This is a genomic window from Pantoea rwandensis, assembly GCF_002095475.1.
Classification (GTDB): domain Bacteria; phylum Pseudomonadota; class Gammaproteobacteria; order Enterobacterales; family Enterobacteriaceae; genus Pantoea; species Pantoea rwandensis.
Genome location: NZ_MLFR01000034.1, coordinates 1 through 21,002 on the forward strand (window position 1 = coordinate 1; position 21,002 = coordinate 21,002).

At 52.5% G+C, this 21,002-nt stretch carries 19 protein-coding genes and 2 pseudogenes; 8 read left to right on the forward strand and 13 right to left on the reverse strand.

Annotated features, from left to right (window positions below; genetic code table 11):
* Window positions 1–75 precede the first annotated feature (75 nt).
* Window positions 76–636 (reverse strand): D-glycero-beta-D-manno-heptose 1,7-bisphosphate 7-phosphatase, encoded by a 561-nt coding sequence (gene gmhB / locus HA51_RS23080; protein ID WP_084937298.1) that lies wholly within the window; start codon window positions 634–636, stop codon window positions 76–78.
* Window positions 637–824: 188 nt separating this feature from the next.
* On the opposite strand from gmhB, the gene metN reads away from it, so the two are divergent.
* The 6 genes from metN (at window position 825) to proS (ending at window position 6,382) form a co-directional block, all read left to right on the forward strand.
* A complete protein-coding gene (gene metN / locus HA51_RS23085) occupies window positions 825–1,856 on the forward strand; it encodes a methionine ABC transporter ATP-binding protein MetN (RefSeq protein ID WP_084937301.1) in 1,032 nt (343 codons plus the stop codon).
* A complete protein-coding gene (locus HA51_RS23090) occupies window positions 1,849–2,502 on the forward strand; it encodes a methionine ABC transporter permease MetI (RefSeq protein WP_084937304.1) in 654 nt (217 codons plus the stop codon). The genes metN and HA51_RS23090 overlap by 8 nt, the downstream gene beginning before the upstream one ends.
* Before the next feature lie 37 nt (window positions 2,503–2,539).
* Window positions 2,540–3,355, forward strand: coding sequence for a MetQ/NlpA family lipoprotein (locus HA51_RS23095; protein ID WP_084937307.1), 816 nt, complete (start codon window positions 2,540–2,542; stop codon window positions 3,353–3,355).
* Between the two features lie 115 nt (window positions 3,356–3,470).
* Window positions 3,471–3,872: an Rcs stress response system protein RcsF gene (gene rcsF, locus HA51_RS23100; RefSeq protein ID WP_084937309.1), complete on the forward strand. Its 402-nt coding sequence runs from the start codon at window positions 3,471–3,473 to the stop codon at window positions 3,870–3,872.
* Window positions 3,869–4,573: a tRNA (N6-threonylcarbamoyladenosine(37)-N6)-methyltransferase TrmO gene (tsaA, locus tag HA51_RS23105; protein WP_084937311.1), complete on the forward strand. Its 705-nt coding sequence runs from the start codon at window positions 3,869–3,871 to the stop codon at window positions 4,571–4,573. Before rcsF ends, tsaA begins: the two co-directional genes overlap by 4 nt.
* A gap of 90 nt (window positions 4,574–4,663) precedes the next feature.
* Window positions 4,664–6,382 (forward strand): proline--tRNA ligase, encoded by a 1,719-nt coding sequence (proS, locus tag HA51_RS23110; RefSeq protein ID WP_084937314.1) that lies wholly within the window; start codon window positions 4,664–4,666, stop codon window positions 6,380–6,382.
* 30 nt (window positions 6,383–6,412) lie between these two features.
* Here the strand turns inward: proS and arfB are convergent, their stop codons facing one another.
* Window positions 6,413–6,823 carry an alternative ribosome rescue aminoacyl-tRNA hydrolase ArfB gene (arfB, locus tag HA51_RS23115; RefSeq protein ID WP_084937316.1) on the reverse strand — a complete coding sequence of 137 codons (411 nt, stop codon included), beginning with the start codon at window positions 6,821–6,823 and terminating at the stop codon, window positions 6,413–6,415.
* 216 nt (window positions 6,824–7,039) lie between these two features.
* Here arfB and HA51_RS23120 point away from each other — a divergent pair, with 216 nt between their 5' ends.
* Entirely contained in the window at window positions 7,040–7,240 is a 201-nt protein-coding gene (locus HA51_RS23120) for a YaeP family protein (RefSeq protein WP_013507964.1), read from the forward strand.
* Window positions 7,227–7,490, forward strand: coding sequence for a Rho-binding antiterminator (rof, locus tag HA51_RS23125; protein WP_084937319.1), 264 nt, complete (start codon window positions 7,227–7,229; stop codon window positions 7,488–7,490). The genes HA51_RS23120 and rof overlap by 14 nt, the downstream gene beginning before the upstream one ends.
* A gap of 40 nt (window positions 7,491–7,530) precedes the next feature.
* Here rof and HA51_RS23130 read toward each other — a convergent pair whose 3' ends face one another.
* From HA51_RS23130 to lpxD, 11 genes and pseudogenes are all read right to left on the reverse strand, one after another.
* Complete coding sequence (locus HA51_RS23130) at window positions 7,531–7,839, reverse strand: c-type cytochrome (RefSeq protein ID WP_084937322.1); 309 nt, start codon at window positions 7,837–7,839, stop codon at window positions 7,531–7,533.
* 14 nt (window positions 7,840–7,853) lie between these two features.
* Window positions 7,854–9,139, reverse strand: a pseudogene (tilS, locus tag HA51_RS23135) (tRNA lysidine(34) synthetase TilS).
* A gap of 54 nt (window positions 9,140–9,193) precedes the next feature.
* Complete coding sequence (locus tag HA51_RS23140) at window positions 9,194–9,583, reverse strand: VOC family protein (protein WP_084937325.1); 390 nt, start codon at window positions 9,581–9,583, stop codon at window positions 9,194–9,196.
* A 75-nt stretch (window positions 9,584–9,658) separates the two neighbouring features.
* Window positions 9,659–11,808, reverse strand: a pseudogene (locus HA51_RS23145) (lysine decarboxylase LdcC).
* A gap of 469 nt (window positions 11,809–12,277) precedes the next feature.
* A complete protein-coding gene (accA, locus tag HA51_RS23150; RefSeq protein WP_084937328.1) occupies window positions 12,278–13,237 on the reverse strand; it encodes an acetyl-CoA carboxylase carboxyl transferase subunit alpha in 960 nt (319 codons plus the stop codon).
* Window positions 13,238–13,249: 12 nt separating this feature from the next.
* A complete protein-coding gene (gene dnaE, locus HA51_RS23155) occupies window positions 13,250–16,732 on the reverse strand; it encodes a DNA polymerase III subunit alpha (protein ID WP_084937330.1) in 3,483 nt (1,160 codons plus the stop codon).
* Between the two features lie 31 nt (window positions 16,733–16,763).
* Complete coding sequence (gene rnhB, locus HA51_RS23160) at window positions 16,764–17,390, reverse strand: ribonuclease HII (protein WP_084937333.1); 627 nt, start codon at window positions 17,388–17,390, stop codon at window positions 16,764–16,766.
* Window positions 17,383–18,531: a lipid-A-disaccharide synthase gene (gene lpxB / locus HA51_RS23165; RefSeq protein ID WP_084937335.1), complete on the reverse strand. Its 1,149-nt coding sequence runs from the start codon at window positions 18,529–18,531 to the stop codon at window positions 17,383–17,385. The genes rnhB and lpxB overlap by 8 nt, the downstream gene beginning before the upstream one ends.
* 3 nt (window positions 18,532–18,534) lie before the next feature.
* Window positions 18,535–19,323 (reverse strand): acyl-ACP--UDP-N-acetylglucosamine O-acyltransferase, encoded by a 789-nt coding sequence (lpxA, locus tag HA51_RS23170; RefSeq protein WP_045832791.1) that lies wholly within the window; start codon window positions 19,321–19,323, stop codon window positions 18,535–18,537.
* 3 nt (window positions 19,324–19,326) lie between these two features.
* Window positions 19,327–19,782 carry a 3-hydroxyacyl-ACP dehydratase FabZ gene (gene fabZ / locus HA51_RS23175; RefSeq protein WP_013507953.1) on the reverse strand — a complete coding sequence of 152 codons (456 nt, stop codon included), beginning with the start codon at window positions 19,780–19,782 and terminating at the stop codon, window positions 19,327–19,329.
* A gap of 192 nt (window positions 19,783–19,974) precedes the next feature.
* Window positions 19,975–21,000, reverse strand: a complete 1,026-nt coding sequence (gene lpxD / locus HA51_RS23180; RefSeq protein WP_084937338.1) for a UDP-3-O-(3-hydroxymyristoyl)glucosamine N-acyltransferase — start codon at window positions 20,998–21,000, stop codon at window positions 19,975–19,977.
* Window positions 21,001–21,002 lie beyond the last annotated feature (2 nt).

Genomic DNA, 21,002 nt, shown 5'->3' on the forward strand with positions numbered 1-21,002 from the left:
CAGGTTCTGAGGAAGCGCAAGGGCAATTTTCAAGTTTTTATTCGTTCGCTTGAAAATTGCACAAAACCGCCTAAATCAGCCCTTTTTAATGCGTCCAGGCAGTTCTGACAGGCTATTAAGTACCCAATCTGCTGCATTTTCCCCTTCAGCAGTGACCGGCTTACCAGAACGAACCAGTACTTTAGTACCCACACCTGCCGCCGACGCTGCCTGCATATCTTCTATTTTGTCACCTACCATATAAGAAGCAGCCATATCGATGTTCAGATGCTTCTGCGCAGAGAGCAGCATACCGGGCTGCGGCTTACGGCAATCACACACTTGGCGATACTCTTCTACTGTTGCATCTGGCAGATGAGGACAGAAATAGATGCCATCAAGATCGACATCACGATCCGCCAGCGACCAATCCATCCACTCAGTGAGTTGCATAAATTGGTCTTCAGTAAACATGCCGCGCGCAATACCGGACTGATTGGTCACCAGCACCAGTGCATAGCCCATCTTCTTCAGCGCTTGTAACGCTTCAATGGTGCCGTCGATGAATTCAAAATTATCGATTTCGTGAACATAACCATGATCGACATTTAAGGTGCCATCACGATCTAGAAAAATAGCGGGGACTTTGTTCGACACGTAGAAACTCCTGCTGCAAATAATGCCGCACAGTATCGCATGATTGCATATATAGAGAGAATGGCAGATTGAATGACTTCGATTGATTTAGCCGTCTGGATGCCTTAACATCCATCCAAATTTCACGCAGTGCGATCGCGTGAAACCCGATACACCACGGATAACGCAACACGATAACTATTAAACTAATGATTAAACTCGAAAACATTACCAAAGTGTTCCAGCAAGGTTCACGTACCATTCAGGCGCTCTCTAACGTCAGCCTGCACGTGCCTGCGGGACAGATTTATGGCGTCATCGGTGCTTCCGGTGCCGGTAAGAGTACGCTAATCCGCTGCGTTAACTTGCTTGAGCGTCCAACATCAGGGCACGTTCTGGTTGATGGTCAGGATTTGACTGCCCTTTCCTCTTCAAAACTGACGCTGGCACGCCGTCAGATTGGCATGATCTTTCAGCACTTCAATTTGATGAACTCACGTACCGTATCCGGTAACGTTGCGCTGCCGCTCGAATTGGGCAATCTCTCACGCGAGCAGATTAAAAACCGCGTGACTGAACTGCTGGAGTTGGTTGGACTGGCAGACAAACACGACAGCTGGCCCGCAAATCTTTCCGGTGGACAAAAGCAGCGTGTGGCAATTGCCCGTGCGCTGGCCACTAATCCAAAAGTTTTGCTGTGTGACGAAGCCACCAGCGCCCTCGATCCAGCAACGACGCGTTCCATCTTAGAATTACTGAAAGACATCAACCGCCGTCTGGGGATCACTATTCTGCTGATCACCCATGAAATGGATGTGGTGAAACGCATCTGCGATCAGGTTGCCGTGATCAGTAATGGCGAACTGATTGAGAAAGACAGCGTCAGCGAAGTGTTCTCACATCCTAAAACGCCGCTGGCTCAGCAGTTCATTCAATCGACGCTGCATCTGGATATTCCAGACGATTACCAGCAGCGCATGCAGCCGCAAGCCTCCGCTGAAAGCGTCCCGCTGTTGCGTCTGGAGTTCACCGGAAAATCCGTGGATGCACCACTGCTGTCAGAAGCCGCTCGTCGCTTCAATGTGAATAACAACATTATCAGTGCGCAGATGGATTACGCCGGCGGCGTGAAGTTCGGCATTATGCTGGCCGAGATGGATGGCAATGAAACAGATACACAGGCAGCCATTGCCTGGTTAAAAGAAAATCATGTGAAAGTAGAGGTACTGGGTTATGTCTGAAGCGATGCTATGGTTACTGACGCGTGGCGTCTGGGAAACGCTGATGATGACCTTCGTCTCTGGTTTCTTTGGTTTTGTGCTCGGCCTGCCCGTCGGCGTGCTGCTGTACGTCACTCGCCCAGGACAAATTCTGGCCAATGGCGCGCTTTATCGCGTGCTCTCTGCGGTGGTGAACATTTTTCGTTCGATCCCCTTCATTATATTACTGGTGTGGATGATTCCTTTCACGCGCATGATTGTCGGCACCTCCATTGGTTTGCAGGCCGCGATCGTACCGCTGACTGTGGGTGCCGCACCCTTTATTGCACGTATGGTCGAGAATGCACTGTTAGAGTTGCCAACCGGTTTAATCGAAGCCTCACGTGCGATGGGCGCTACCCCCCTGCAGATCGTGCGTAAAGTGCTGCTGCCAGAAGCCCTGCCGGGTCTGGTGAATGCCGCTACAATTACCCTGATTACGCTGGTTGGCTACTCCGCGATGGGCGGCGCCGTCGGCGCAGGTGGACTGGGTCAGATTGGCTATCAATATGGTTACATTGGCTATAACGCCACTGTGATGAATACCGTGCTGATCCTGCTGGTTGTTCTGGTGTATCTCATTCAATTCTGTGGCGACCGCATCGTGCGTGCTGTGTCACATAAATAAGTAAACAACATCAATAGTCCTCTATTAAGGAAAGGATATGTCTTTCACATTTAAAAAGATTGCCGCTGTGGGTGCTCTGATTGGCGCAATTGCGCTGGCAGGATGCGATCAGAAAGCTAAAGATCCAAACCACATCAAAGTGGGTGTGATTGTCGGTGCTGAGCAGCAGGTTGCTGAGACTGCAGTTAAAGTCGCTAAAGAAAAATACAACCTGGATGTTGAGCTGGTGACCTTTAACGACTACGTGCTGCCAAACGAAGCGCTGAGCAAAGGCGATATCGACGTTAACGCCTTCCAGCACAAACCTTACCTGGATCAGCAGATCAAAGACCGTGGTTATAAGCTGGTTGCTGTAGCGAATACTTTCGTCTACCCAATTGCTGGTTACTCCAAAAAAATCAAATCACTGGATGAACTGCAGAACGGCGCACAGGTTGCTATTCCTAACGATCCAACCAATCTCGGCCGTTCGCTGCTGCTGCTGCAGAAAGTGGGCCTGATCAAACTGAAAGATGGCGTAGGTCTGCTGCCAACCTCTCTGGATATCGTTGAGAACCCTAAAAACCTGAAGATTGTTGAGCTGGAAGCACCACAGCTGCCACGTTCACTGGACGATCAGCAGATTGCTCTGGCCGTGATCAACACCACCTATGCCAGCCAGATCGGTCTGACCCCAGCGAAAGATGGCATCTTTGTCGAAGATAAAGATTCTCCATACGTGAACCTGATTGTGAGCCGTGAAGACAATAAAGATGCGGAAAACGTGAAGAAATTTGTTCAGGCATATCAGTCTGATGAAGTTTCTGAAGCCGCGAATAAAATCTTCAACGGCGGTGCAGTGAAGGGCTGGTAATTTTCGCCTTTCATGCCATGTAGGGCGGCTTCGGCCGCCCTTTCTTTTTGCTGACTTGTTATTTAATCCCGTCCTTGTTTCAATAACGCCACTTTTTTCTATTGAGGATGTTGCTATGCGTTTCTTACCGCTCTGCTTGTTAGCCTTAATGCTAACTGGGTGTGTACGTGAATATCACCCAATAAGCAGCGCCCCCGCTCGTCCGCAACAGTCATCTAGCGAACCTGAGCGCAAACCCACTCCTCGCCCTGCGCCAGTGAAGATTTATACCGATGCGACCGATCTGGTTAGCAATCCGTTCCGCGATCTGGGTGAAGTTTCCGCCGATGATTGCCAAAGCAGCAGCCAGGATTCGCCACCAAACATCAACACGGCGCGTAAACGTCTGCAGATTAAAGCAGCCAACATGAAAGCGAATGCCGTTTTGCTGCATAAATGCGAAATCGTCACCAGCACGCCAGGCTGCTATCGCCAGGCCATTTGCCAAGGCTCAGCCCTGAAAGTTTCCAATCAATGAGTGATTTTGCCTTTGCGCAAATCGGCGTCATTCGTTCGCCGTGGAAAGAAAAATTTGCCGTACCGCGCCAGCCTGGCTTAGTTCAGGATGGCGGCGGCGAGTTGCATCTCTTGCCGCCTTATAATCAGCCGGAAGCGGTGCGAGGGCTTGAAGCCTTCAGCCATCTTTGGGTGCTGTTTGTCTTCCATCAGACCATGGAAGGCGGCTGGCGTCCGACTGTGCGGCCACCACGGTTAGGGGGCAACGCACGCATGGGTGTCTTTGCTACACGCTCGACATTTCGCCCCAATCCGATTGGCATGTCGCTGGTCGAGTTGAAAGGCATTCGTTGTGAAAAGCAGCAGGTGATTTTGCAACTCGGTAGTTTGGATTTAGTCGATGGCACACCTGTCGTTGATATCAAACCTTACTTGCCGTTCGCTGAAGCGCTGCCTGACGCGCGTGCAGGCTTTGCTCAGAGCGCCCCCGATGCCAATATGCCAGTGCGCTTTTCCGCTTTGGCGCAGAGCCAGATTCAGCAGCAAAACAATTATCCCCATCTGGCCCGTTTCATTGCGGAAGTCTTAGCACAGGATCCCCGCCCCGCCTATCGTAAAGGTGAAGCGGAAGATCGTGAGTATGCTGCCTGGCTACTCGACTTTAACGTGCGCTGGCGTATCGATGAGATCGGCACAGAAGTGATCGCTCTCGATCCACGCTAAAACAAGCTTTTGAGTGAATGATCTCGCTGGTACACTAGCCGCCAGAAAATTTTTTGTCCGTGTCCTTCCGTACAACTGGAATCGTAATCAATGCGTACTACTCAATATCTGCTCTCTACCCTGAAAGAGACGCCATCCGATGCGGAAGTGATCAGCCACCAGCTGATGCTGCGTGCCGGTATGATCCGTAAACTGGCTTCTGGTCTTTATACCTGGCTGCCGACTGGTGTTCGCGTGCTACGAAAAGTTGAAAACATCGTGCGCGAAGAGATGAACAACGCGGGTGCGATTGAAATCTCCATGCCGGTGGTTCAGCCTGCCGATTTGTGGGAAGAGAGCGGTCGTTGGGAGCAGTACGGCCCAGAACTGCTGCGTGTGAAAGATCGTCATGAGCGCCCATTCGTTCTGGGTCCAACCCATGAAGAAGTGGTCACCGATTTGATCCGTAATGAGCTGAGCTCTTACAAGCAGCTGCCACTGAATCTGTATCAGATCCAGACCAAATTCCGTGACGAAGTGCGTCCGCGCTTTGGTGTGATGCGCTCGCGTGAGTTCATCATGAAAGATGCTTACTCGTTCCACACCACGCAGGAATCGCTGCAGGAAACTTACGATGCGATGTATCGCGCTTACAGCCAGAGCTTCAGCCGTATGGGGCTGGATTTCCGTGCAGTGCAAGCCGACACCGGTTCAATCGGTGGTAGTGCATCACACGAATTCCAGGTATTGGCACTGAGCGGTGAAGATGATGTGATTTTCTCCAGCGAATCGGATTACGCTGCAAATATTGAGAAAGCCGAAGCGCTGGCGCCGGCTGGCGAGCGTCCAGCAGCCACGCAGGCAATGACGCAGTTTGCGACCCCGAATGCCAAGACCATTGCTGAGCTGGTCGAACAGCATCAGGTTCCGGTTGAAAAAACGGTGAAAACGCTGATTGTCAAAGCCACTGAAGAGAGCGGTCATGCGCTGGTTGCCTTACTGGTACGTGGCGATCATGAACTCAATGAAATTAAAGCTGAACATCTGGACATCGTTGCAACCCCGTTAGAAATGGGCAGCGAAGAAGCCATTCGCGCGGCTATCGGCGCAGGATTTGGTTCCATCGGTCCAGTCGGCCTGACTATTCCCGTGATCGCCGACCGCACCGTGGCGAAAATGAGTGACTTCTCGGTTGGCGCGAACATTGATGGTCAGCATTTCTCCGGGGTTAACTGGGGTCGTGATTTGCCCGAAGCAAGCGTTGCAGATATCCGTAACGTGGTGGAAGGTGATCCAAGCCCAGATGGCAAAGGCACGCTGCAAATCAAGCGCGGCATCGAAGTGGGTCACATCTTCCAGCTGGGTACCAAGTATTCAGAAGCGATGAAAGCGGCGGTACAGGGCGAAGATGGTCGTAATCAAGTGATGACCATGGGTTGTTACGGTATCGGTATTACCCGTGTGGTTGCTGCCGCCATTGAACAGAACAACGACGAACGCGGCATTATCTGGCCAGCAGCTTTGGCACCGTTTGAAGTGGCGATTCTGCCAATGAATATGCAGAAATCTTTCCGCGTGAAAGAGTTGGCTGAAGAGCTTTACAGCCAACTGCGTGCTAAAGGGATTGATGTGATTCTGGATGACCGTAAAGAGCGTCCTGGCGTGATGTTTGCCGATATGGAACTGATTGGCGTGCCTCACACCATCGTGATTGGCGATCGCAATCTCGATAATCAAGAGATTGAGTACAAATCACGTTCTGCTAGCGAGAAGCAGATGATTAAGCAGCACGACATCGTCGAGTTCCTGACAAAAGCCTTGAACAAGTAAGTCTGAACGCCTCCTCTGGGAGGCGTTTTTTTATTGCACTTTTCCCCGCATCGCCTTCACATTACTGCGCCGTGATTTCCCCTCAAGCCGCCGCTCTTTCGATGCCCGCGTTGGACGTGTCGCTCGCCGCGCCCTTTCGACCGTGGTGAGTTCACGAATCAGATTGATTAACCGTTGCAGGGCCGCCTCACGATTCATTTCCTGGCTACGATATTCCTGAGCTTTGATGATCACAACGCCTTCAGCAGTGATCAGATGGTGGCTTGCCGCAAGCAGACGTTCCTTGTAAAAAGGCGGCAGTGATGACGCGTGAATATCAAAACGCAGATGAATCGCAGTGGATGTTTTATTCACATGCTGCCCACCCGCTCCCTGTGCACGGATGGCACTGAGCTCTACTTCATTGTCGGCAAGTGAGATCGAGCGTGACACTACGATCATCTGTCACCTGCCGTTAAGTGCGACGTTGTGCCGCGTAATAACCTGTTCATCAACTTAACCTTTTGTGCGCCGTCTAAATACTTGAGACCAGCGCTATGTGTCACTTTTTCACTTTTCTTTGCATACATCGCACCTCCCCCTAGCTGATTTCCATGAAAACCCTGTGTTATAGTCGCTTATCAACCAGAGTATTTAAGCTCTGCTGAGGAGGTGTATGTGCAAAAGTATTGTGAGTTAGTTCGCCAGAAGTATGCCGAAATTGGTAGTGGCGACCTGGGGTATGTGCCAGACGCGATTGGTTGCGCGCTAAATGCACTCAACGATATTGCCGCTAATTCTGCGCTAAACTCTTCTGTCAGGGAACAAGCAGCTTACGCTGCTGCTAACTTATTGGTGAGCGACTATGTTGACGAATGAAGCCTACAAACCCATCAACTGCGATGACTACGATAGCCTCGAACTCGCCTGCACCAAACACTGGACGCTGTCTTTAGAGTTAAAAAACGGCGATCAGATCAAGGCGAAAGCCGTGGACATGGTTTCGCGTAAAAACGTGGAATACCTGGCCGTCGATTTCTCCGGTGAAACCCGAGAGCTGCGGCTTGACCATATCGCCAGCTTTAGTCACCCTGAGCTGGGCACCGTCATCGTCAGCGAAGACGAATAAATCCTGCATCTGGGCGGGAATCTCTTCCCGCCCCTCTCGCTTAAGGCTTCAACGAACTGTAATACGCCGCTAAATCCTCCATGTCCTGATCGCTTAACCCAGCCACAAAAGCTTTCATCACCTCTGCCTGGCCACCGCTACGCTCCCCTTTTTTGTAAGCCTGTAACGAATGCAGCAGATAAGGCGTATGTTGACCCGCGAGATTGGGATAGAGCGGTACGGCACTTTTACCTTCCGCTCCATGGCACGCCTGGCAGCTTGCGGCTTTCTGTGCCCCCGCATTGACATCGCCGTCGGCAAACGCCGGTAACGCAGCAGCCAGCAAAGCGGCTGCCATCCAGTATTTCATCATTGCTCTCCATCTTATTGTTGTTGTATCCAGATCGCCTGCCAGCCTTGCTCATGACTGGCCGCACCTTCACGGGTGACAAAAATCCCCGGCGCACTGATAAGCGTCTGGTTGTAATAAATCAGTGGGATACGTTCACGCTGCCACGGTGGCACACCGAACTCCTGCCACAATTTTTTCATGTCGCGGCCACCCGCCCGTCCTTGCAGATGATAGTAACCCCGAGCCTGGAAACGAATGTTGATGGATTCGCCCTCAATCGGCGGGCGTAAGCAAGCTATCTCAGCGTCGCTCTGCAAGGTACCTAAACCATCGGGCAACGTAAGCGCCTGGCGACGGTCATGCCAGGTAAGCGAGTGCTGACTCAGAGAGGGCTGAGGTGTGAGCCAAAACAGCTGCTGGCGATAACGACGCAACGTGAATGAACCCAAAATCAGACAGGGACTGGCATCTTCGCGGCTGTGCATCACTTCATCGGTGATACGTTTTAACGCCTCGCGCGATGGCATTGCCCCCCCCTGCTGTGCGATCCAACGGCGCAACAGTGCATGCCGTCTTGGCTCGCTCATCGTCAGCAACGGAAGGAAAGATAAGGCGCCTCGCTCATCAACAAGTTGCGCCAGTTGTTCAGCCAGTAATTCGTCCAGCAACTGCTCTTGCTCGCCACAGAGTGCCGCGCTGCGGGCACTGGCAGCACTGAAATGTGGCCACCGCGCCTGTAACAATGGCAGAATTTGCTGACGCAAAAATTACGGTCGTAACGGCTGTCAGCATTACTCTCGTCTTCTATCCACCTTAGCTGGTGCTCTGCCGCATAAGCTTCCAGTTGCTGCCGGCTGACATCCAATAGCGGACGCAGATGCAGATGCGCACCGACTTGACGCTGCTCGGGCATCGCAGCTAATCCTGCCGGACCGCTACCTCTTTTCAGGGCGAGTAACAGCGTTTCACACTGATCATCCAGATGTTGAGCGGTAAGTAAGTGCTCACCGGGATGCAGTTGTTGAAACAATGCCTGATAGCGCGCTTCGCGAGCTGCGGCTTCGATACCTTTTGCCTGCCCATCAACCTGAACCTTTAGCACTTCACAGGAAACATGCCACTGCTGGCAAACACCCATACAGTGCGTCGCCCAACTGTCGGCATTTGGGCTTAATCCGTGATGAACATGCAAAGCACGTACGCGCAGCTGTTGGCTCACGAGCTGATGCAGTAACACGGTGGAATCCAGCCCGCCGCTGAACGCCAGCACATAACCGGCGTCGGGTGTCAGCAGCGAGGCAAGATGGGAAAAAGACATGGGTACGTTCCGTCAGAGCGAGCCGCCTGATTGCGGCCCGCAGCAGAGGCTAGTTTACGCTTGATACAGCTCTAGCGGCAAACCATCTGGATCGGGGAAGAAGGTGCACGCTTTGCCGGTCAGGGCATCAATGCGAATGGGTTCGCACACCACGCCTTTTTCAGCCAATGCAGCAATTGACTGTTCTACATCCTCAACACAAAACGCCAGATGGCGTAGACCACATGCTTCAGGCCCACTGACGCGCGGTGGCGGAGAGGGAAACGAGAACAGCTCGATGGTATAAACACCGTTCAGTCCTAAGTCCCCTTTCCAGGAGTCACGCTCGGCGCGGTAATATTCGCCGAGTAGTTCAAAGCCCAGCACGTCACAGTAAAATGCCTTACTGCGCTGATAATCGGTGGCAATAATAGCAATGTGGTGGATCTGTTTTATCTGCAGCATAGCGGCTCCGGTTTTCATATTAGCCGCATACCCTACGTGCTGCATGCGGCGCTGAAAAGAGGCATTAGTCCGAAGTTAACGGTTATTCTCTTCACGCAATACACGCACCAGGTAGCGTCCATCCTCGGTGAGGGTTGCGCCGTGAATATCCGTTTCAAAGCCAGGATAGTGCCGTCCTATAGTGCAGAGCATCAGCAGAAAATCGAGCACCGCGCGGCTCTCTTCGGTGATCATCTCTCCGGGCATCACCAGCGGCACGCCAGGCGGATAAGGTAGGATCATATTGGCAGAAACACGGCCCACCAACTCACGGATATCTACGGTTTCGACTTGCCCCTGCACCTGGCGCTGGAAGGCCTGATGCGGCGTCATTTTTGATTCAGGCAATACATCGAAAGCCTTAAGCATCAGGCGTGGCAGATCGTGTTGTCGGATCAGATTGTGAATGCCCTGCGCCAATGTCTGGATGCGCATATTGCGGTAGAAGTCGGGATCTTCGGCATAGAGATCCGGCAGCATGTTTTTCACCCGCAGGTTGAGATCGTAGGCGCGTTTGAATTCGGTCAGACCACGCAGCACGCTCATGGCTTTGGTTTTATCAATACCGATGCTGAACAGGAACAGCAGGTTGTAGGGCCCGGTTTTCTCCACCACCACCCCACGCTGATCGAGGAACTTCGCCACCAGCGCCGCTGGAATCCCCTCCTCCGCCATCTGTCCTAATTCACTCATGCCTGGCGTCAGAATTGTGACCTTGATCGGATCAAGGTACATGTGATCACGGTCGGCGTTCGTGAATCCATGCCAGTCCTCTTCGCCTGGTTGGATCGGCCAGCATTCAGCTTCATCAATCTGCTCAGGCTGCCAAATATCAAAGAACCAGCCATCACACTCTTCACGCAGGCGCTGAATCTCACGACGGAAATGCAATGCGCGCTCCACTGAACGATTTATCAGTCGTTTACCCGGATTACCGCGCAGCATCGCCGCCGCCGTTTCAATCGATGAGACAATGGCGTAACTCGGCGATGTCGTGGTGTGCATCATATAGGCTTCATTGAAGGTATCGTGGTCGTAATCACCTTTAATGTGAATCAGCGATGCCTGAGAGAACGCCGCCAGCAATTTGTGCGTCGACTGCGTTTCGTAAATCACTTTGCCCGGAATGCGTTCACCACTCATGCCGCTTTTGCCGGCATAAATGGGATGGAAATTGGTGTAAGGCACCCATGCGGAATCGAAATGAATAGAAGGGACGTCCAGCGTTTGCTTGATGTACTGCGTGTTATACAGCAAACCGTCGTAGGTCGAGTTGGTGATGACGGCATGCACCGGCCAACTGGCGCGCGGCGTCTCATTGACCTTTTGCTGAATGCTGTCGCGCGTGAACTCCCGCTGCGGAATTCCGCCCAAAATGCCTAGCGCATTACGCGTCGGCTTGAGCCAGATGGGGATGATGTCGCTCATCATCAGCAGGTGTGTGAGTGATTTGTGGCAGTTACGGTCAATCAGTACCGTGCTACCCGCCGGTGCGGCGTACATTCCGACAATTTTATTCGAGGTCGATGTGCCGTTAGTCACCATATAGCTCTGTTCAGCACCGAAGGTGCGCGCGACATACTCTTCAGCTTCAAGATGGGGGCCAGTATGGTCAAGTAACGAGCCGAGTTCCGTCACGGAGATGGACACATCCGCCTTCAGGGTGTTGGCACCGAAGAAATCATAAAACAGGCTGCCTACCGGGCTTTTCTGGAAGGCGGTGCCGCCCATATGGCCTGGCGTACAGAATGTGTATTTGCCCTCTTTCACATAGGTAAACAGCGCCTTGGTGAGCGGCGGCATGATTTTATCGATGTATTCATCAGTGTACTGCCGGATGTGCAGTGCAATGTCGTCAGCGGCATTGAGCGCGTACTCGAAGAATTGCAGCGCCATGCGCATTTCATTGATGCTGACATCCATCTGCGAATGGGTGTTGATGAAGGCATACAGTGTAGATATTCATTGAGCTGATTGATGTCGCTACACAGCGCCAGGCTGTAATCGTCCCAGTCAAAAACCACACCGCAGATGCGCGGGTTGTGTTCAATCAGTTTCAGCAGGTCGCTGGCATTGTTGGGATATACAGTCTGGAAGCCTTGCAGCTTGAGGGCTGCGTCCAGTTCACGAATCGGTTCATCTTTGTAGAACGCGCCGTGCGGTCCCATGATCGCGATAATATTCAATGCTCACCTCCTGTGGTGTTATGGCACTGAATAAGGATAGCGAAAAGTAAGAGGTGAATGTTCTGGAATGCGGTGTTGTTGATAGTAGATGTAAGGCTGGGATGCAAGAGACAGTTGTTTAGGGGGGGTATTGCTGAGAGTTGAGTGCAAAGGCCAGAAAAGGCCAGCCCGATCGCAAAGGAACAACGCATCCATGCAGATCGGCCGGGCCGTCCATGGCCCGGACGCTTTGCTCTTCGGGCAGGCCTTTCCTGGCCGGTTAGATTGTCATTGCTGCCCAATTCACAGTCGTCTGTCTAATCCCACCTGGAACTCAATAAAAGGACGCTTTGCTCTTCGGGCTGGCCTTTCCTGGCCGGTTAGATTGTCATTGCTGCCCGATTCGTAGCAGTCTGTACGATCGCGCTCAATAATTAACGGACATAAAAAAAGCGGACCGGAGTCCGCTTTTTTTCATGAGCAAGCTAGCTTACGCGTAGCCGTAGCTCATCAGGCGCTGATAACGACGGTTAAGCAACTCTTCGGTGCTTAAGACATCGAGATCGGCCAGATCCGCCAGCAGCTGCTTCTTCAAGCTCGCAGCAATATCCAGCGGATGACGATGCGCGCCACCCAAGGGTTCAGGGATGATCGCATCGATCAGCTTCAGCTCTTTCAGACGATCGGCGGTGATGCCCATCGCTTCAGCAGCCAAAGGCGCTTTATCAGCGCTTTTCCACAGAATAGAAGCACAACCTTCCGGTGAGATCACCGAGTAGGTGCTGTACTGCAGCATGTTCACTTTGTCGCCCACGCCAATCGCCAGCGCACCACCGGAACCGCCTTCGCCAATCACCGTACAGATCACCGGAATTTTCAGGCCTGACATTTCACGCAGGTTGCGAGCGATCGCTTCAGACTGACCACGTTCTTCTGCGCCAACACCAGGATATGCACCCGGGGTGTCGATGAAGGTGATCAATGGCATTTTGAAGCGTTCAGCCATTTCCATCAGTCGCAATGCTTTACGATAGCCTTCTGGTGCAGGCATACCGAAGTTACGACGGATCTTCTCTTTGGTTTCACGGCCTTTCTGATGACCAATGATCATCACCGGGCGACCATCAAGACGGGCAATCCCGCCGACAATCGCTTTGTCATCGGCATAAGCACGGTCGCCAGCCAACTCATCGAAATCATCAAACGCGTTGCGGACATAGTCCAGCGTGTAAGGGCGCAATGGATGACGCGCGAGCTGCGCAACCTGCCATGCACCTAAATCTGAGAAGATTTTACGGGTCAGCTCGACGCTTTTATCGCGCAGGCGCTGCACTTCTTCATCCAGATTAATATCGTGTTTCTCATCCGAACGACCAATTGACTTCAGCGAATCGATTTTCGCTTCCAGTTCTGCAATTGGCTGTTCAAAATCCAGGTAATTAAGACTCATAATGTTCCTGTTTTAGTCAAACTCCAGTTCCACCTGCTCCGATCCTACTAACGACCGCAAATCGTTGAGTAAACGATCGCTGGGCGAAATACGCCACGCTGCACCAAAGCGCAGCTTCGCCCGCGCATCTGCTCTCTGATAATAGAGATGCACCGGAATAGTCCCAGAACGATGAGGCTCCAAGGACTGGCGGAGACGGTTTAAAAGCTGGTCATCAATTTGCCTGTCCGTCAGCGAGATAGCAAGTCCGCGCGCGTATTTTTCCCGCGCTTCGTCGATGTCCATCACTTCTCGAGCGGTCATTTTAAGGCCACCGCTAAAGTCATCAAAGCTGACCTGTCCACTGACGATCAGGATACGGTCTTTCTCCAGCAGCTGCTGGTATTTATCTAACGCATCGGTAAATAACATCACTTCCAAGCGACCGGATCGATCGTCGAGAGTACAAATACCAATTCGGTTGCCGCGCTTGGTGACCATCACGCGGGCAGCAATCACCAGCCCCGCCGCGATGGTTACTTTACCACGATCCGTCGGATGCATGTCCTTCAGGCGCATGCCGCCGACGTAGCGATCGATTTCTTTCAAATATTGGTTAATCGGATGGCCAGTGAGGTATAGCCCGAGCGTCTCACGTTCGCCGTCCAATTGAATCTGTTCCGGCCAAGGCGTGATATTGGTGTATGACTTTTCTACCTGCTCGGGTTCTTCCGCCAGTACGCCAAACATATCTGCTTGCCCGGTGGCTTCCGCTTTCGCATGCTGATCCGCTGCTTTCAGCGCATCACCGAGTGCACTCATCAGCGCCGCACGATGCGGACCAAGCCGATCAAAAGCGCCGGACATGATCAGTTTTTCCATCACGCGGCGGTTGATCTTTTTGGTGTCGGTACGCGCACAGAGATCGAACAACTCTTTGAAGTAGCCGCCTTCGTTACGCGCTTCAATGATCGCTTCGATCGGCCCTTCGCCCACGCCTTTGATCGCGCCGATGCCGTAAACGATTTCACCTTCTTCGTTCACGTGGAACGGATACAGACCAGAGTTGATGTCGGGCGGCAGCACTTTCAAGCCCATACGCCAGCACTCATCCACCAGGCCGACCACCTTCTCGGTATTGTCCATATCCGCGGTCATTACCGCTGCCATAAACTCTGCTGGGTAGTGCGCTTTCAGCCACAGCGTCTGGTAAGACACCAAAGCATAGGCTGCCGAGTGCGACTTGTTAAAGCCATAACCGGCAAACTTCTCTACCAGATCGAAGATCTTCATCGAGAGTTCGCCGTTAACACCCATGCTTTCTGCACCGTCCTGGAATACAGAACGTTGCTTAGCCATCTCTTCAGGTTTCTTTTTACCCATTGCACGGCGCAGCATATCCGCGCCGCCCAGGGTATAACCTGACAGCACCTGAGCAATCTGCATCACCTGTTCCTGATACAGGATGATGCCGTAGGTCGGTTCCAGTACCGGCTTCAGGGTTTCGTGCTGCCACTGAATATCCGGGTACGAAATTTCTTCACGGCCGTGCTTACGGTCAATGAAGTTATCAACCATGCCCGATTGCAACGGTCCCGGACGGAACAGCGCCACCAGTGCGATCATGTCTTCGAAACAGTCGGGTTTCAGACGCTTAATCAGATCTTTCATGCCGCGTGATTCAAGCTGGAACACCGCCGTGGTTTCCGAGCGCTGCAGCATGTCGAAGCTTTTTTTGTCATCCAACGGGATGGCCGCGATATCAATCGGCTCCAACCCTTCTTTCGCACGGCGCGGGTTAATCATCTTCAGCGCCCAGTCGATGATGGTCAGCGTACGCAGGCCGAGGAAGTCAAACTTCACCAGCCCGGCATATTCCACATCATTCTTATCAAACTGAGTAACCGGGAATTGACCGTTCTCGTCACAGTAAAGCGGCGCAAAATCGGTGATTTTGGTCGGTGCGATAACGACCCCACCGGCGTGTTTACCGGCGTTACGCGTGACACCTTCCAGCTTGCGCGCCATGTCGATCAGCGCTTTTACCTCTTCATCTGCCTCGTAGATTTCCGGCAGTTGCGGTTCTGCTTCAAAGGCTTTTTCCAGCGTCATGCCGGGATCCGGCGGGATCAATTTAGAGATGCGATCGACAAAACCATACGGATGGCCGAGCACACGACCCACATCACGAATAACTGCTTTCGCGGCCATGGTGCCGAATGTGATGATCTGCGAAACCGCTTCACGCCCATACATTTCAGCGACATGATCAATCACCTGATCGCGCTTCTCCATGCAGAAATCGACGTCGAAGTCGGGCATCGACACACGTTCTGGGTTCAGGAAACGTTCGAACAGTAGATCAAATTCCAGTGGATCAAGATCGGTGATCTTCAGCGCATACGCCACTAATGAACCCGCACCTGAACCACGTCCAGGTCCAACCGGGATACCGTTATCCTTCGACCACTGGATAAACTCCATCACGATCAGGAAGTAGCCGGGGAACCCCATCTGGTTGATAACGTTGAGTTCGATTTCCAGACGTTCGTCATACTCGAGCCGCTTTTCGGCGCGCACAGCATCATCCGGGAACAAAAATTCCAGACGCTCTTCCAGCCCCTCTTGGGATTTTGCCACCAAGAAATCTTCAGTGGTCATCTCGCCAGTTGGGAATTGCGGCAGAAAGTATTCGCCGAGGCGCACCGTGACGTTACAACGCTTAGCAAGCTCTACGCTGTTTTCCAGCGCTTCTGGGATGTCCGAGAACAACTCGCACATCTCCTCTTCGCTGCGCATATATTGCTGAGGACTGTAAAGGCGTGGACGCTTGGGATCGTCCAACGTATAGCCATCATGAATCGCCACGCGGATTTCATGGGCGTCAAAATCTTCTTCATTCAGGAAGCAAACTTCGTTGGTGGCCACCACGGGCACACCTTCGGCAATCGCCAGTTCAACGGCAGCATGCAGATAACTCTCTTCATCGGCACGTCCAGTACGTGTCAATTCGAGATAATAGCGATTGGGGAAATGTTCCTGATAAAAGCTAAGGCACTGCTGGACCAAAACAGTGTTGCCGCGCAGCAGGCTACGTCCAACATCGCCCTTGCGTCCGCCGGACAACAGAATCAAGCCTTCGCCCAGTTCAATCAACCAGTCACGGTCAATAATCGGACCCGCGATGCCGTATCCACGCTGATAGGCACGTGAGATCATCAGCGTCAGGTTCTGATAGCCCGTATTATTGGCGGCAAGCAAAGTAAGCTGCGTAAGTTCATCAGCCATCAAATCGCTGGCAACGTGGAAATCAGCCCCCACGATGGGTTTAACCCCGGCATCGTGCGCACTTCCGTAAAAACGCACCAAACCACAGAGGTTGATGTAATCGGTTATCGCAATCGCCGGCATGCCGAGCGCAGCCGCCTTCTTGACCAATGGCTTGGTTTTTGCCAAGCCATCGACCATGGAGTAGTCGCTGTGTACGCGCAGATGTATAAAACGAGGTTCAGCCATATCAGTTTCCGGTTAAAACAGCGTCAGGCTATTAAAGCGTAGTCGGCTGACGCGCAGCCAGCACGTCGGCATCTATCAAGGCATTACGCACTGGCGCAAAGCTGCGGCGGTGATGAGGCGTAGCTCCAAACTGAGTCAACTTTTCCATGTGCAACGCGGTGGGATAGCCTTTGTGTTGGGCAAAACCATATTGCGGAAACAGCAAGTCTAACTCGGCCATTTCACGATCACGCGTCACTTTGGCGATAATCGATGCGGCACTGATTTCCTGCACCAGGCTGTCGCCTTTGACCACGGCCTGTGATGGCATTGGCAATGCTGGGCAACGGTTGCCATCGATCAATACAAAATCAGGCGTAACAGGCAGAGCCGCAACTGCACGCTGCATCGCCAGCATGGTGGCGTGCAGAATGTTGAGCTGGTCGATCTCTTCAGGTTCGGCACGGCCAAGGCTCCAGGCCAGCGCTTTTTCTTTGATCTCGTCATACAGTGCCAGGCGACGCTTCTCCGAGAGTTTTTTCGAATCAGCCAAACCCTTAATCGGATTCGCGGGATCGAGGATCACCGCAGCCGTGACGACCGCGCCAACCAGTGGGCCACGTCCGACCTCGTCAACGCCCGCAATGCGTTGGGCGTTGGGATAGATAAAATCAGCCATTGGCAATCTCCAGCACGGCATCCGCGGCCTGCTCATCAGCATTCCAGCGAATCTGTTGGTGTAATTCGTTGAAGGTACTTAGTAGTGCATCGCGGTCTGGGCCGGCATGCAACAGCGGCTCTAAGGCTGCCGCCAAAGCTTCTGGCTGACACTCATCCTGCAGCAACTCTTTCACCAACTCGCGGCCAGCCAGCAAGTTAGGTAATGAAACGTAGGGTGTTTTCACCAGACGTTTTGCTAACCAGAAGGTAAACGGCTTCATGCGGTAACCGACTACCATCGGACATTTCGCTAGCATGCACTCCAGTGCCGCGGTACCCGATGCCAAAATAGCGGCGTCGCTGGCAATCATGGCTTGACGCCCTTTGCCATCCAGCAAATGCATCGGCAGCTCTGGCGCAACCTCGGCTTTAATCTGTTCGAACTGCTCACGGCGCTTGGCATTGACCAGTGGCACCACGATTTCCAGCGTAGGGTAACGCTGTCGCAGTAACTGCGCTGCTCGCAGGAAGTCAGCGCTCAGCATTTCTACCTCGGCACCACGGCTACCTGGCAGCAAGCCCAGACAGATCGTGTCATCTGCGATACCTAACTCACGTCGCGCAGCGGACTTATCTGGCTGCAGCGGCATGGCATCCGCCATGGTGTGGCCAATAAAGCGACATGGAACGTTGAAGCGATCATAAAACGCTTTCTCAAACGGCAGAAACGCCAATACCAAGTTGGTGTTGCGGCCAATTTTGAACACACGTTTTTGCCGCCATGCCCACACCGATGGGCTGACGTAATGAATGGTGCGAATCCCTTTACGCTTAAGGCTACCTTCCAGTGTGATGTTGAAATCAGGCGCATCAATGCCGACGAAAACATCAGGCTTGAGTTCGGTAAAGCGCTGGGTTAAATCCTTGCGAATACTCAGCAAGCGGCGCAGGCGGCCGAGCACTTCGACAATACCCATCACTGCCAGCTCTTCCATCTCATACCAGGCTTCGCAGCCTTCGGCTTGCATTAATGGACCGGCTACGCCAACAAAGCGAGCATCAGGATGGCGCGCTTTAAGCGCACGAATGAGACCTGCACCAAGAATATCGCCGGAGGTTTCTCCGGCGACCAGGGCAATCGTTAAGGGACGCACTGACATGGATTAACGAATCAATCCACGCGTTGAACGAGCAAAGAAGTCGTAGAAAGGCTGCACTTCGCTATGTTGTTTCGCCAGCTCTTCAATCTCTGGTTTAACTTCATCCAGCGTTTTACCACTGCGATAAAGCAGCTTGTACGCATTGCGAATGGCGTGCAGTGCTTCTTTGCTAAAGCCACGACGCTTAAGGCCTTCGATGTTAATACCGAACGGCGTCGCGTGGTTACCCTGCGCGATAACGTATGGCGGCACATCCTGCGCGACGCCTGAACAACCGCCAACCATCACGTGTGCACCAATGGTGCACCACTGGTGTACTGCCGTCATGCCGCCGATAATTGCGAAATCATCAACAGTCACGTGGCCGCCCAGCGTGGCGTTGTTGGCGAAGATGCAACGGTTACCAATCACACAGTCATGCGCAATGTGCGCATTGACCATTAGCAGGTTGTCACTGCCAATTTTGGTAAGGTTGCCGCCCTGCGTGGTGCCACGATGAATGGTGACGCTCTCGCGGATGCGGTTACGATCGCCGATTTCAACACGGGTCGGTTCGCCGGCATATTTCAGGTCTTGGTTCACTTCACCAATCGAAGCAAACTGATAGATCTGATTATCTTTACCGATACGCGTGTGGCCATTCACCACCACGTGCGATTTGAGCACCGTACCTTCACCAATTTCCACGTTAGCGCCGACAAAGCAGAACGGGCCGATGTGAACATTGGCACCGATGACGGCACCTTCTTCAATGACGGAACTGGGATGAATATTGGCGGTTGAATCAATCACTAATTATGCCTCCCGGCTACGGGCACACATCATGGTCGCTTCACAGACAATTTTGCCGTCTACTGTTGCCACGCCTTTGAAGCGTGTCAGACCACGACGCGTTTTCTCGAAGGTGACTTCCATGATCATCTGATCGCCCGGTACAACCGGACGCTTGAAGCGGGCTTCGTCGATACCAGCGAAGTAATAGAGTTCGCCTGGCTCCAGTTTTCCGACGCTTTTAAACGCCAAGATACCGGTGGCCTGCGCCATTGCTTCCAGAATCAGAACGCCTGGGAAAATCGGCTTACCAGGGAAGTGTCCCTGGAAAAACGGTTCATTAACAGAAACGTTCTTTACCGCACGCAGATATTTATGCTCTTCAAATTCCAGCACGCGGTCAACCAGCAAGAACGGATAGCGGTGCGGCAGCAGTTCTAAAATCTCTTCGATTTTCAGAGTATGCGTTTCAGTTGTCAAAATACTCTTCCTGTCCTAAAAAATCTGATGGCAATAATAACACGGCCTGCACAGATCAAAATGATCCTCCGCAGGCCGCAAATCAGTTCGGTGGCGTAACGCTTTCTTGAGAGACCTTCTGCCTTGCCCGGATAAACCGAATGAGGCAGAAAATACGCTGCTTTTTTATGAAAGCGGGTCGCTGGGATGCGTTTAGTCGTCTTTGCCGACCTTACGTTCGATGGCTTTTAAGCGTTTGCTTATTTCATCGATATTCATCACCAAGGCTGCCGTTTTACGCCAGGTTTTGTTGGGTTGCAGTGGGATACCCGATGAGTATACCCCAGGCTCTGTGATAGGGCGCATTACCATGCCCATGCCGGTTACGGTCACTTTGTCACAGATTTCCATATGGCCGTTAATGACGCTGGCGCCGCCAATCATACAATAACGTCCAATCTTCAGACTACCCGCCATGATCACACCACCCGCAACGGCAGTGTTGTCTCCAATCACAACGTTGTGCGCAATCTGACACTGGTTGTCTATGATAACACCATTGCCGATCAGAGTGTTATCCAGTGCACCGCGATCGATAGTGGTACAAGCACCAATTTCTACTCGATCACCAATTATCACGGTTCCCAGCTGTGGGATTTTCACCCAATTGCCACGGTCGTTAGCATACCCGAAACCATCAGCACCGATCACGGTACCCGACTGAATCAGACAATCCTGACCAATCTCGATCTCATGGTAAATCGTAACGTTAGCCCACAAACGTGAACCACGACCGATGCGCGTCTGCTTACCAACAAAACATCCTGCGCCAATCACGATGTCATCACCCAGCTCAACGCCAGACTCGATCACCGCATTTGCACCCACCGAAACATTCTTACCCAGCGACGCTGTTGGATCGATTACCGCACTGGGCGCGATATTTTGCGCGGGCTGAGGCGTCGTGTCCAGCAGTTGTGCCATACGGGCATAGGTCAGGTAAGGATTTTTCACCACCAGGGCGGCCGTTTTACACCACTCCAGATCCGCTTCCGTCAGCACCACGGCTGAAGCCTGGATAAGAGCGAGTTGCTCGCGGTAGCGGCTGTTTGCAAGAAAAGTGATTTGACCAGTGGTGGCGGATTGCATAGAAGCAATGCCGGAGATGACGATATCGCCATCTCCGTGCAATTCTGCATCCAACTGCTGGGCTAAATCAGCCAGTCGAATTGATGACATCG